A 12,907-nucleotide genomic window follows, 5' to 3' on the forward strand; every position below is an offset into this window, starting at 1 on the left:
TAGGAATAGGGAGGGAAAAAAGTGATCAAAGTCTTGACCATAGCCGGTTCCGATTCCTGCGGCGGGGCCGGGATTCAGGCCGACCTGAAAACCTTCAGCGCTTTGGGCACTTACGGTATGAGCGTAATCACGGCGATTACCGCTCAGAATACCAAAGGTGTATTTAATGTCCGGGAATTGGATCCGGAAATCATCAGGGATCAGATAAGCGCTGTATTCGAGGACATTCAGGTAGATGCCGTTAAAATCGGCATGGTTTCCAGTGCAGCTATTATTGAGACCATCGGGGAATCGCTGCTCAAATATAAGGCCCAAAACATCGTTGTTGACCCGGTAATGGTCTCCAAAAGCGGCTGCGCCCTTCTACAGCCGGAAGCACGGGAAGCATTGATAAGAGTGCTTTTACCTTTAGCAGAGGTGGTTACTCCCAACCTTTTTGAGGCGGAGGTCATTACCGGAGCAAAAATATCAACCCTGAATGAAATGGAAAAGGCAGCCGTGGCCATTAACAGGCTGGGGGCGAAGCATGTGGTAGTCAAGGGCGGGCACCTAAAGGGTGACGCTATTGATGTCCTCTATAGCGAAAAAACTTTTCACCATTTTGGGAGTGGTAGGGTAGCCACCCCTCACACTCACGGTACAGGCTGCACTTTTTCTTCAGCTATCGCTGCCTCCCTGGCCAAAGGCTACCCGGTGGAAGAAGCTGTGGCAAAGGCCAAGGAATACATCAGCGGGGCGATTGCTCATTCTTTCCCGCTGGGCCGGGGTGTGGGACCAACCCATCACTTTTACCGGTATTATAAGGATAGTGACGAGAGGGTGGGAAGCAATGAAATGTGATTATAGTTTATACCTGGTCACCGACCGGGCCGTTCTTGGAAGCCGGGATCTGTGTCAAGCCGTAGAGGACGCCTTGCGCGGGGGGGTAACCCTGGTGCAACTCAGGGAGAAGGAAACCTCCAGCCGGGATTTTTACCAAATTGCCCTGGCTCTTAAAGACCTTACCGTCAAATATCAGGTGCCTTTAATCATCAATGATCGCCTGGATATCGCCCTGGCTGTCGACGCCGGCGGTATCCATATCGGCCAAGAGGATTTGCCTCTTCAGGTGGCCCGGCGTATTCTGGGGCCGGAAAAAATAATAGGTTATTCTGTTTCCAACATAGAGGAAGCAGTGTATGGGGAAAAATACGGGGCTGATTACCTGGGGGCCGGTCCTGTTTACCATACCACAACCAAGGTTGTCACCATCCAACCTTTGGGTGCGGAAGGGCTGCGGGACATTAAAAAGTCGGTGTCCATCCCTGTTGTAGGCATCGGCGGCATTAACCTGGATAACGTGAAGGAAGTTAAGAAGTCCGGTGCAGACGGGGTGGCCATCGTGTCGGGCATTCTGGGCAGCCCGGACCCGGGCCGGATTTCCGGGGAGCTGTGTGCTGCCTGGCAAGAGGGCTAGGGAAGGGGGAAACCGGTGAAGAGAACATTCTTCGTTGACTTTGACGGCACCATTACCAAAAGGGATACCAGCGAGGCTATGGTAGCTGCTTTTGCCGGCGAAGGCTGGCAGCAAATCAATGAACTGTGGGAGAAAAGGGAAATTTCAACTGAGGAATGCGCCAACAGGACTTTCAAGCTCTTTCGGGCCACCTTGGATGACCTGCGGAATCTGCTGGATACCATAGAAATAGACGAGGGCTTCGGGTCCTTTGTCAATTACTGCAAGAAAAACAGCCACCCTGTTTATATCCTAAGCGATGGCTATGACTTTTGCATTGAATATATCCTTAAAAAGTATGGTTTTAAATTACCTTATTTCGCTAATAAGCTGGTGTATGAAAAGGAGTTCCGCATTTCCTGCACCTACTATAATCAGGAGTGTGGTTTATGCGGCACCTGTAAACGCTCGCTGATGGAGCGTTTGACGGTGCCGGGCAGCCAGACGGTTTACGTGGGGGACGGTATTTCCGATACGTGCCCGGCCGGTTACAGTAACCTCGTTTTTGCCAAAGGAAAGCTGCTTGAGTACTGCTTGGCCGAGGGTATTCCGGCCTTACCCATCGCCAGTTTTGTCGACGTATTGGAAAAGCTGAGTTAGAATACAAAAAAGTCATGACCTCTATTGTTAAGAAAAATTTATCATATTGATTTTTTATTACTTGAGCTTTATAATCTTTATCATAACATAACACAAATAAACAATGTTGTACCTTTTGGCAAAGATGCCCCCACACAGAGGATAAACCACTGTGCGGGGGTTTTAACTTTTTATGGGGGTTAATCATATGCAAAATGAAATAAAAAAACAACACTTTAAACCGGCTCCCGCTATTGTCGATACCACTCTAAGGGACGGCGAACAGGCGCCGGGAGTTGCCTTCACCCTGCATGAAAAAGTGACTATAGCAAAAATGCTGGATTTCCTTGGAGTTGAGGTTATTGAAGCAGGAGTTCCCGCCATGGGCACCCTTGAACAGGCAGCGGTAAGGGCTATTGCCAATTTAAACTTGAACGCGCGGGTATCTGTATGGAACAGGCTTTTGCTGGCAGATCTTAGAGCTTCCATAGCCTGTGGCGTGCGGGAGGTACATATTTCAGCGCCGGTATCGGAACTGCACATAATAGAAAAATTGGGTAAAAGCAGGCAATGGGTCATGGATTGTCTGGTAAGGGCTGTACGTTATGCCCGTGATTATGGCTGCCGTGTTTCAGTGGGAGCCGAGGACGCCTCCAGGGCGGACTTCAGTTTTTTGCTGGAGTACGCTCTGCTGGCCCAGGAAGCAGGTGCGGAAAGGTTGCGCTTTGCTGATACCGTTGGCATTATGGAGCCGTTTAACACCCGCAGGGTGATAAGCATGCTGGTAGAAAAACTTGATATTCCGGTTGAGTTTCACGGGCATAATGATTTCGGCCTGGCCACAGCCAACAGCCTGGCTGCTTTTGCCGCCGGCGCCGGGTACATTAGTACTACTGTCGGCGGGTTGGGGGAGCGGGCAGGAAACACCTGCCTTGAAGACATGGTTATGTTGTTCAAAGAATGCGTAAGCCCCCGTAGCGGAGAATTCAAGCCGGGTATTCTAACTATACTGAGCAAGTATGTTGCCGGGGCGGCCAACAGGACATCTTTAAAATACCGGCATTATTCCGGAGACGTTATTATCCGTGCCGGAGAGGGCTAAAAGCACTGTGCAGCAAGGATATTTTAATATGCTGGTAAAATATGATTAAGCTTTATTTAGTATTGATTAATTAGTGATATAATATAATAAAACAAACATTGCCTTATGGGTATTTACTAATTAAATATTATGATAATTTTAATTTTAACAAAATAAGTTTATTTAAAATAATACTTGATTTTTGCTTGATATAGTATTATTATAATTAATATAACCAGGTACGTTGTTGTGCCACATAAATGGCAAGGACGCCGGTAATGATGCCGGTGCTTTATTATTTATTTTTATTATTAATTTTGAAAGAGGATATGCCTTCTTTATAGGTGCAATGGATGAATGTTCACAAAGTTTATTCTAAATTAATAATATGCGGTACATTGTTGTATCGAAAGGGATTGGGCGATGGCGCCGGTATTATTACCGGCGTCTTAACATTATAGGGGAAATTCCTCATATCTTGTTGGCAATCTTCCCTTGATTAACATTGTAGTAAACTATGCATTGAGGCATTAACAGTCGTTTTGGCTGTAAGTGCCTCTTTTTTTATAACAATATGGGGGGATGAAAAGATGAGACAAATAGCTATTTACGGCAAGGGTGGTATAGGCAAGTCCACCACCACCCAGAATACCGTGGCTGCCCTGGCTGAGTTGGGCAAAAAGGTAATGGTGGTGGGTTGTGACCCCAAGGCCGACTCCACCAGGTTATTGCTGCACGGCCTGAACCAAAAAACCGTCTTGGATACCTTGCGGGACGAAGGTGAAGACATTGACCTTGAAGACATTATGCGTTTGGGTTACGGCAATACCAAATGCGTGGAATCCGGGGGGCCCGAACCGGGTGTTGGCTGCGCCGGCCGGGGTATCATTACCTCCATCAACATGCTGGAATCGCTGGGGGCCTATACGCCGGACCTGGATTACGTGTTTTATGACGTGCTGGGTGACGTGGTTTGCGGCGGGTTTGCCATGCCCATTCGGGAAGGCAAGGCACGGGAAATCTACATCGTGGCCTCGGGTGAGATGATGGCCATGTACGCCGCCAACAATATTTCCAAAGGGATAAAAAAATTTGCTGATTCCGGCGGCGTGCGGCTGGGCGGGATCATCTGCAACAGCCGCAAAGTAGACAACGAACATGAACTGTTAAAGGCTTTCGCTGAAGAACTTGGTTCACAGCTAATCCACTTCGTGCCCCGGGACAACATTGTGCAGCGGGCCGAAATCAACAAGAAAACCGTTATTGATTATGACCCCACGGTGCCCCAAGCCGACGAGTACCGGACCCTGGCAAGGAACATAGACGGCAACGACATGTTTGTAATTCCCAAGCCAATGACCCAGGATCGACTGGAAGAACTACTGATGACCTACGGCATCTTGGATTAAGAGGAAAAGGAGTGATTGCCAATGTTAATGATCAGAGCCATTGTGCGCCCTGAAAAAACCAATACCATCCTGGCCGAATTAAACAGCGCCGGGTTTCCCGCAGTAACCAGGATTGACGTGGTGGGCCGCGGTAAACAGCGAGGAGTGAAAGTAGGTGAAGTGGTTTACGACGAGATACCCAAGGATATGTTGATGCTGGTGGTACGGGATGATAAGGATAAGGAAGATGTGATCAGCATCATTTCCAAGTACGCCAAAACCGGCGAAAAGGGCGCCTTTGGCGATGGTAAGATTTTCGTCACCCCGGTTGAAGAGGCTTATACAATCAGCAGCGGTACCAAGGAGTTGTAAGCGGAATGGGGGCACACTTCTCTTTAGGGCCTATCTCTGGGGTCGGAGGAATGCCCCCGGCGATGAAAGGGGATACACCTCCCCTATGGAGCCGGGTTCCGGGGTTAATGTTCCAAATTAAAGGAGGACTAACATGAAGGAGATTATCGCCATTATCCGGATGAATAAGGTTAATGTCACCAAAAAAGCCCTGGCGGATATCGGGGTTTGCGGCCTGCACGCCATGAAGGTGATGGGCCGGGGTAAGATTCACGTAGACCTGTCACTTCTGAACGATATGGGCGCTACCGAGGAAATAGCCGGTATTGTCAGTGAAAGCCTGTCCAAGGGCAGCAGGCTTATTCCCAAGCGTATGCTTAGCATTCTGGTTCAGGATAACGAGGTTGATAAAGTTGTAAACACTATTATAAGCGTCAACAAGGAAGGCAATAAGGGTGACGGCAAAATATTCATCTGCCCCGTCTTGGACGCCGCGCGGGTTAGAACCGGCGAACGGGGCGAGGCGGCAATTTAATGAAAGGGGACACACCTCCTTCGGAGGAATGTCCCCAAATTAAGGGAGGTGGATAATTTTGGCTATTAATGAAAAAATGCTGGAAGAGATTCTCAATAAATATCCCGCCAAAGTGAAGCGTAATCGTAAAAAACATATCCTGATCAGAGACTCCGCCCTGGAAACTCAGGAGATAGAAGCCAACACCAGAACCATCCCGGGGATTGTCACTAACCGCGGCTGTGCCTTCGCCGGCTGCAAGGGTGTGGTACTGGGGCCGCTCAAAGACATGGTGCACATAGTGCACGGCCCCATCGGGTGCGCTTATTACAGTTGGCTGACCCGGCGCAACAAAGCCAGGGCCGATGAGCCGAAAAAAAATTTCCTGGCTTACTGTGTATCAACGGATATGCAGGAAAGCGACATCGTTTTCGGCGGCGAAAAGAAACTGGCCCGGATGATCGACGAGGTGGTGGAAATATTCAAGCCCAACGCTATTACTATCTCCGCCACCTGCCCTGTGGGTCTTATCGGTGACGACATCCAGGCGGTGGCCAAGGCGGCCCGGGCCAAGCACGGCCTGAACATCACAGCTTACAGCTGTGAGGGTTATAAGGGGGTCAGCCAGTCTGCCGGCCACCACATTGCCAATAATGGACTGATGGAGAATATCATCGGCGAGGGTGACTGGGAGGAGCCGCCCAGCAAGTATACCATCAATATCCTGGGCGAGTACAACATCGGCGGCGACAGCTGGGAAGTTGAACGGATCTTGAACGAGATCGGGTACGAGGTCCAGGCGGTAATGACTGGCAACGGCTCTTATGAAAAGCTTAAAAACGCCCATGTGGCGCAGCTGAACTTGGTGCAGTGCCACCGGTCCATCAACTATATAGCCACCATGCTGGAAACCAAATACGGCACTCCCTGGCTGAAGGTTAACTTTATCGGCATTCGGGCCACCATCGAATCGCTGCGCAACATGGCCCGGTACTTCGGGGACGAGGCCCTGATCAAGCGTACCGAAGAGGTTATCGAGAAGGAACTGGCTGAGATTGAGCCGCAACTGGAGCCTTACCGGAAAATTTGCTCGGGTAAAACCGCCTTTTGCTTTGTGGGGGGGTCCCGCGGCCACCATTACCAGGGATTGTACGAGGAACTGGGTGTGACCACGGTGCTGGCGGGCTACGAATTCGCCCACCGGGACGATTACGAGGGCCGGGACGTATTGCCGAACATTAAAGCCGACGCTGACAGCAAAAATATTCCCGATCTGCACGTAACTCCGGACGAGCGGCGCTACCGGCTGAAAATACCGGCGGAGAGGATGGAGGAGCTAAAGCAGGAGATTCCGTTGAGCAACTACAAAGGGATGATTGACGATATGACGGACGGCAGCATTGTAGTTGACGATTTGAACCATTATGAGACCGAGGAATTTATTAGAATCCTTAAGCCGGATATCTTCTCCTCGGGGATCAAGGATAAGTATATTCCTCAAAAAATGGGTATTCCCACCAAGCAGCTGCACAATTATGATTACAGCGGTCCTTACGCAGGGTTTCGGGGTGCGGTGAACTTTGCCCGTGATGTGGCCATGGGATTTGCCACTCCAACGTGGAACTTCATTATGCCGCCTTGGAAAAACCAGCCGCTGCTGGAGGGCACCGTTGAGGATTGTACGGCTAATACATGCGTTGAGGAGGTAGCGACATAAAATGTTGGATTGTACGCCCAAAGAACTAATTAAACGCACCGGCGGGGGGATTAACCCCGCCAAGACCTGCCAGCCCATCGGGGCTATGTACGCCGCCCTGGGCATCCACAATTGCATGCCCCACAGCCACGGCTCCCAGGGCTGCTGCGCCTATCACCGCTCGCACTTGACCAGGCATTTCAGGGAGCCGGTAATGGCCACCACCAGTTCGTTTACCGAGGGCGCCTCGGTGTTCGGGGGCGGCGGCAATCTGAAAACCGCCATCAAAAACGTGTTTGCCATCTATAATCCGGATGTAATAGCGGTGCATACCACTTGCCTGTCGGAGACCATCGGGGACGATATACCTACCATCATCAAGGGCGCTGAGATTCCTGAAGGTAAACTGGTAATCCATGCCAACACGCCCAGCTACCAGGGCTCGCATATAACCGGCTTCTCCAACATGGTCAAGGGCATGGTTGCCTATCTGGCGGAAGCAACGACGGACGAGAAAAAGGAGCAGGTGAACATCATCCCCGGTTTCGTAAATCCCGGGGACATGCGGGAAATCAAGCGGCTGGCGGGCAAGATGGGTGTCAGGTTCATCATGTTCCCTGATACTTCAGGGGTGCTGGACTCCCCCATGACCGGCAAGTTTGAAATGTTCCCCGCCGGCGGCGCCAAAGTGGAGGATATCCGCGACTCGGGCAACTCCAAGCTTACCATTGCCTTGGGTTATTACGCTTCAAGCGACGCCGCCCACTTGCTGGAGCGGAACTGCCGGGTGCCGGCTCTTACCCTGAAAACACCGGTTGGGATTAAGGCAACTGATGATTTTCTGATGACGCTGCGGGGCAAGTTTGTCCGTGAGATACCTTATGAATTGGAGGAGGAGCGCGGCCAGCTGGTTGATGTAATGACCGATAATCACCACCATTTTTACGGAAAGAAAGTGGCAATTTTCGGTGACCCGGATATCCTCACCGGGCTGACGGAGTTCGTTTTAAGCTTGGGTATGCATCCGCTGCACGTGCTTACCGGTACTCCCGGCGGCATTCTGACCGGCTCGGGTATATTTGAAAAGGAAATTAAGGCCATGCTGGCGGCGGCCGGCTTGGAGGGCCGGGTTAAAGCGGCGGGCGACCTGTTCGAATTGCATCAGTGGATCAAGAACGAGCCCGTGGATCTTTTGCTGGGCAACACCTACGGGAAGTATATCGCACGGGCGGAAGACATTCCTTTCGTGCGGGTGGGGTTCCCTATTCTGGACCGGGGCATCCATTCTTATCTGCCCATTGTCGGTTACCGGGGCGCCATGCGGCTGGTAGAGATGATCGGCAATGCCCTGTTGGACCGTAAGGACCGTGATGCTGCGGATGAAGATTTCGAACTGGTGTTGTAAAGGAGCAGGAATTCAGAATCCAGAATTCAGAATGGGAACTAATTATAATTCTTCTTCCTTGTTCATTTTGGATTCTGACTCCTGGCTCCTGAATTCTGGCTTCACAGATTAGCGGTTTAGGATTTTGGTTCCGGCTTTAGTTTTAAGGAAAGATGTGATAAAAATGGCGGGAGCTGTAAAAAATGAAAATTTGATATTGGAAAGGGAATCTTCCATTCTGATCAAGGGACGGCAGAGGAAAAGCCGGCTCAAGTGTGACACAGACAGCATTGCCGGTTGTGTCAGCCAGCGGGCCTGCGTTTACTGTGGGGCCAGGGTTGTATTGAATCCGGTAACCGACGCCATCCACCTGGTGCACGGGCCCATCGGCTGTGCCAGCTATACCTGGGACATCAGGGGCAGTCTCAGCAGCGGTTCGGAACTATACCGCAACAGTTTTTCGACCGACCTGAAGGAGAACGATATCATTTTCGGCAGTGAAAAAAAACTGGCCGGGGCCATTGACGAACTGGTGCAAAAGTACCGGGCCGAACTGGTTTTTGTGTATGCCACCTGTGTGGTGGGCGTAATTGGTGACGACCTTGAAGCAGTTTGTAAGGCTGCGTCTAAAAAGCACGGCATCAAAGTTATACCTGTTCAATCCAGTGGTTTTATCGGAAATAAGTCAGCAGGTTACCGGGCGGCCTGCGATGCGCTGCTGCGTCTCATTGAGCCGCCGGGGGGAGCTAAGCGACATACAAAAAAAATTAACTATCTGGGAGACTTTAATCTGGCTGGTGAGGCCTGGATTATCACCGGTTACCTCAGACAAATCGGCGTGGAAATAAACGTGGTCTTCACCGGGGACAGTAACTACCATAACTTACAAAAAGCCCCAGAGGCCTCGCTGAATATCATCCAGTGCGCCGGCTCCATGTCTTACCTGGCCCGGCGGATGGAGGAACTTTACGGCATACCTTCCCTGCAGGTCTCATTCCTGGGGTTGGAGGATACCTCGGCGTCACTGCGCAACATTGCTGCTTTTTTCAATGATGCCAGGATGATGAACCTGGCGGAGGAGCTTATAGAACGGGAAACCGGTGCGTTCAGACCGCAGATTGAGCGTTACCGGGAAAAACTGGAGGGCAAAAAGGCGGCTGTCTACGTGGGCGGCGGTTTTAAGGCCATTTCATTAATTAAACAGTTCAGGGAAATAGGCATTGATGTGGTCATGGTGGGTACCCAAACCGGCAGGGAAGAGGAGTACCGGATACTGCATGATCTGGCCGATGACGGGACTGTCATCCTGGATGACGCCAACCCTTCCGAACTGGAACGGTTTATGATTGAAAAAGGGGCTCACCTGCTGGTAGGAGGAGTTAAAGAAAGACCCCTGGCCTATAAACTGGGAATGGCCTTTATTGATCATAACCACGACCGCAAGCACCCTTTGAGCGGCTATGTGGGCGCGGTGAACTTTGCCCGTGAGGTTTACTCCACGGTTTGCTCACCGGTTTGGAAATATGCCCGGGAGATATGAGGTGAAATCTATGGCGCGAGAAAAAACGACATACCGAATGGTTAATGAAAATCCCTGCAATATGTGTATGCCCATGGGGGGTATCCTGCCCTTCAAGGGGATTGAGGAGTCCATGGTGATCATCCACGGCTCCCAGGGCTGCAGCACTTACATGCGTCGTCACATCGCCGAGCACTATAATGAACCCATCGACGTGGGTTCCTCCTCTTTAAACGAAAAAGGAACGGTTTACGGTGGGGCCCAGAACCTGTTTCAGGCACTGGACAATATCCGTAAGGTATACAGACCACGGTTGATCGGCATACTCACTTCCTGCCTGGCGGAAACCATCGGGGAGGACGTGGAGGGGATCGCCCGGTATTACTTGAAGCAGCGAGGTCTGGAGGGAATATCCCTGGTTGCCGTTTCCACTCCCGGCTACGGGGGCACTCACAGTGAGGGGTACTGGCTGGCGGTGAAAAAAATTGTGGCCGGCCTGGCTGAGACTACGGGAAAGCATGGCGGCATAAATGTCATAGTGCCCAACCTTAGTCCCGCCGATATCCGGGAAATCAAGCGTATCCTGAACTTGATGGGGGTACGGTACACACTGGTACCGGATATATCCGATACCCTGGACCGGCCCATTGCCAGGCCTTACACCAAAATTCCCCCGGGAGGTACTTCAATTGAGTCCGTCCGCCGTATGCCGGGCGCAGCGGCCACCATTCAATTTGGTGTGACGGTGGAGGAAAAGCTCTCCCCGGGCCACTATTTGCAATCAGAATTCGGGGTGCCCCTGTATAACCTACCGGTGCCCATGGGTGTTGAGGCCACGGACAGGTTGGTAGACCTGCTGGCGCAATTGAGTGGAAACAGCGCGCCCCAGATACTGAATATGGAGAGGGGCCGCCTGCTGGACTGTATGGTTGACTCGCACAAATACAATGCGCTGGGCAGCGGCGCCTTGTTCGGTGACCCCGAATTGGTTTACGCCGTGGCGCGAACTTGTGCGGAAAACGGCTTGTACCCGGCGGTGGTGGCCACCGGCAGTGGTAATGCCATCCTGGAAGAACTGCTCGGCCCGATCCTGGCGGACAGCCCACAGCAAGCGCGTTATTTAAATGAAGCTGATTTTACCCAGATTCGGGAAGCATGCCGGGAGACCGGGGTGAATATAGCCATCGGCCATTCCGACGGCAAATACCTGACGGAAAGAGAAGGTATACCTCTGGTCAGGATAGGCTTTCCCATTCACGACCGGGTGGGCGGCCAGCGACTGTTATCAGTTGGCTATACCGGCACCACTATGTTCCTGGACCGGGTTACCAATACCATTCTAGAACACAAGCATAGAAACTACCGCGCCGCCATGTACCGGAAATTTTACCGGAAAACTGGAATTGAGGAATGTCCCCATGAAAAGTACTGCGCTAAAGAGGTGAGGTGAATACATTGACCTTTAACTGTGCAAACAATTCTCATGCGATGCAGGTAGATGCCGGCACCCTGGAAATGACCGGCCGGCACCCCTGCTATTCTTTTCAAGCCCACCGGCATTATGCGCGGATGCACCTGCCTGTAGCGCCACGGTGCAATATTAGCTGCAACTACTGTAATCGCAAGTATGACTGCGTCAACGAGAGCAGGCCCGGGGTGACCAGCGAGGTATTGACACCGGAAGCCGCCAGGGACAAATACCTGCTGGTGCGGGATAAGGTCGCCAACCTCAGCGTGGTTGGTATAGCCGGCCCGGGAGACGCTCTGGCCAACTGGGGCAGTGTTAGTAGAACCATTAAACTAATCAAGGAAGTTGACCCGGAAGTTATCTTCTGCCTGTCCACCAATGGTTTAATGCTGCCGGAATATGCCCGGGAAATAGTGCAGCTGGGTGTCAGGCACGTAACCGTAACCGTTAACTGTGTCGAACCCGCTACGGGGTCATTAATTTACAGGCGCGTCAATTATCGGAGCCGGGTTTACCGTGGTGCGGCGGGTGCGGAAATACTATTGCAAAACCAGCAAAAAGGTATCGGGTTTCTTGCCCGGCAGGGGGTGCTGGTGAAAGTGAATATCGTGATGGTCAAGGGCATCAATGATGAACGGATTCCTGAGGTGGTGCGGCTGGTGAAAGGACTGGGCGCGTTCATCACCAATATTATGCCGCTGGTGCCTGCTCCGGGTAGTGTTTTTCAGAATTTCGCCCCAACTGATGTTGCGGAACTTAACCGAATGCGTGAAATCTGCGGCCACGAAATGCGACAGATGCGCCACTGTAAACAATGCCGGGCCGATGCCATCGGATTGCTTGACGAAGACCGGTCCCAGGAGTTTAACGCTGCGGGTAAAAAGCCTGCTGCTGATAGCGGCGGCAGTGGCAGGGAGCGGAAAGTTGCGACGGCTTTATAAAGTTAAAATCATCGTTTTTTAAAGTAATGGGGGCATTCCTCCGACCTTGGAGCCCATTATTGGGGACATTTCTCCTACCCCAAAGCCTAACCCCAAAGAGGATGTGTGTCCCCTTTCCTCTGAAGAGGAGGCGTGTCCCCTTTCATTAGAGGGGGTCGTTATATGAACAAGCCTAAACACCATATATTCGTTTGCATCAGCACCAGGACCGGCAGCCAACCAAAGGGTCTGTGTCACGGCAAGTCTTCCTTGGAAATACTGTCCTCTTTTTTGGAAGAAATTGAGGACCAGGGGCTGTCCGGGGAGATCTTTATCTCCAATACCGGTTGCCTGGGCCTCTGTGAGCAGGGTCCCGTGGTGATAATTTACCCGGATAATGTCTGGTACGGAGGTGTAACTCCAGGCGATGTGGAGGAGATCATGGAGGAGCACATCTTGGGTGGCAATGTCTTAGAGCGTTTACTCCTAAAGTAACCTTAACATGGAAATCG

Annotated in this window: 13 protein-coding genes; all 13 read left to right on the forward strand. The window is 51.5% G+C overall.

Features of this window, described 5'->3' with window-relative positions; all coding sequences use genetic code 11:
• Positions 1–21 precede the first annotated feature (21 nt).
• The gene (gene thiD, locus H569_RS0110060) at positions 22–840 is read left to right on the forward strand and encodes a bifunctional hydroxymethylpyrimidine kinase/phosphomethylpyrimidine kinase (protein WP_027364895.1); all 819 of its coding nucleotides are present in this window, start codon (positions 22–24) and stop codon (positions 838–840) included.
• Positions 830–1,456, forward strand: a complete 627-nt coding sequence (thiE, locus tag H569_RS0110065) for a thiamine phosphate synthase (protein WP_027364896.1) — start codon at positions 830–832, stop codon at positions 1,454–1,456. The genes thiD and thiE overlap by 11 nt, the downstream gene beginning before the upstream one ends.
• 15 nt (positions 1,457–1,471) lie before the next feature.
• Positions 1,472–2,095, forward strand: coding sequence for an MtnX-like HAD-IB family phosphatase (locus H569_RS0110070; RefSeq protein ID WP_027364897.1), 624 nt, complete (start codon positions 1,472–1,474; stop codon positions 2,093–2,095).
• Positions 2,096–2,282: 187 nt separating this feature from the next.
• Complete coding sequence (locus H569_RS20005) at positions 2,283–3,176, forward strand: beta/alpha barrel domain-containing protein (RefSeq protein WP_051273565.1); 894 nt, start codon at positions 2,283–2,285, stop codon at positions 3,174–3,176.
• Between the two features lie 569 nt (positions 3,177–3,745).
• Positions 3,746–4,564 carry a nitrogenase iron protein gene (nifH, locus tag H569_RS0110085; protein WP_027364898.1) on the forward strand — a complete coding sequence of 273 codons (819 nt, stop codon included), beginning with the start codon at positions 3,746–3,748 and terminating at the stop codon, positions 4,562–4,564.
• A 21-nt stretch (positions 4,565–4,585) separates the two neighbouring features.
• Entirely contained in the window at positions 4,586–4,915 is a 330-nt protein-coding gene (locus tag H569_RS0110090) for a P-II family nitrogen regulator (RefSeq protein WP_027364899.1), read from the forward strand.
• A 133-nt stretch (positions 4,916–5,048) separates the two neighbouring features.
• Positions 5,049–5,429, forward strand: a complete 381-nt coding sequence (locus tag H569_RS0110100; protein ID WP_027364900.1) for a P-II family nitrogen regulator — start codon at positions 5,049–5,051, stop codon at positions 5,427–5,429.
• A gap of 58 nt (positions 5,430–5,487) precedes the next feature.
• Positions 5,488–7,125, forward strand: a complete 1,638-nt coding sequence (gene nifD / locus H569_RS0110105) for a nitrogenase molybdenum-iron protein alpha chain (RefSeq protein WP_027364901.1) — start codon at positions 5,488–5,490, stop codon at positions 7,123–7,125.
• Position 7,126: 1 nt separating this feature from the next.
• Complete coding sequence (nifK, locus tag H569_RS0110110; protein ID WP_027364902.1) at positions 7,127–8,509, forward strand: nitrogenase molybdenum-iron protein subunit beta; 1,383 nt, start codon at positions 7,127–7,129, stop codon at positions 8,507–8,509.
• A 163-nt stretch (positions 8,510–8,672) separates the two neighbouring features.
• On the forward strand, positions 8,673–10,028 hold the full coding sequence (gene nifE, locus H569_RS0110115; protein WP_027364903.1) for a nitrogenase iron-molybdenum cofactor biosynthesis protein NifE: 1,356 nt from the start codon (positions 8,673–8,675) through the stop codon (positions 10,026–10,028).
• Positions 10,029–10,038: 10 nt separating this feature from the next.
• Positions 10,039–11,457, forward strand: a complete 1,419-nt coding sequence (locus H569_RS0110120) for a nitrogenase component 1 (RefSeq protein WP_027364904.1) — start codon at positions 10,039–10,041, stop codon at positions 11,455–11,457.
• 5 nt (positions 11,458–11,462) lie between these two features.
• Complete coding sequence (gene nifB / locus H569_RS0110125) at positions 11,463–12,416, forward strand: nitrogenase cofactor biosynthesis protein NifB (RefSeq protein ID WP_027364905.1); 954 nt, start codon at positions 11,463–11,465, stop codon at positions 12,414–12,416.
• A gap of 162 nt (positions 12,417–12,578) precedes the next feature.
• The gene (locus H569_RS0110130; RefSeq protein ID WP_027364906.1) at positions 12,579–12,890 is read left to right on the forward strand and encodes a (2Fe-2S) ferredoxin domain-containing protein; all 312 of its coding nucleotides are present in this window, start codon (positions 12,579–12,581) and stop codon (positions 12,888–12,890) included.
• Positions 12,891–12,907 lie beyond the last annotated feature (17 nt).

Source organism: Desulfotruncus alcoholivorax DSM 16058, from assembly GCF_000430885.1.
GTDB lineage: Bacteria > Bacillota > Desulfotomaculia > Desulfotomaculales > Desulfallaceae > Desulfotruncus > Desulfotruncus alcoholivorax.

Excerpts from the sequence above, each read along its gene's own strand:
- H569_RS0110090 (WP_027364899.1), top strand. The coding sequence starts at position 4,586 with ATGTTAATGATCAGAGCCATTGTGCGCCCTGAAAAAACCAATACCATC.
- H569_RS0110120 (WP_027364904.1), top strand. The coding sequence starts at position 10,039 with ATGGCGCGAGAAAAAACGACATACCGAATGGTTAATGAAAATCCCTGC.
- thiE (WP_027364896.1), top strand. The coding sequence starts at position 830 with ATGAAATGTGATTATAGTTTATACCTGGTCACCGACCGGGCCGTTCTT.
- nifH (WP_027364898.1), top strand. The coding sequence starts at position 3,746 with ATGAGACAAATAGCTATTTACGGCAAGGGTGGTATAGGCAAGTCCACC.
- H569_RS0110130 (WP_027364906.1), top strand. The coding sequence starts at position 12,579 with ATGAACAAGCCTAAACACCATATATTCGTTTGCATCAGCACCAGGACC.
- nifK (WP_027364902.1), top strand. The coding sequence starts at position 7,127 with ATGTTGGATTGTACGCCCAAAGAACTAATTAAACGCACCGGCGGGGGG.
- H569_RS0110100 (WP_027364900.1), top strand. The coding sequence starts at position 5,049 with ATGAAGGAGATTATCGCCATTATCCGGATGAATAAGGTTAATGTCACC.
- H569_RS20005 (WP_051273565.1), top strand. The coding sequence starts at position 2,283 with ATGCAAAATGAAATAAAAAAACAACACTTTAAACCGGCTCCCGCTATT.
- nifE (WP_027364903.1), top strand. The coding sequence starts at position 8,673 with ATGGCGGGAGCTGTAAAAAATGAAAATTTGATATTGGAAAGGGAATCT.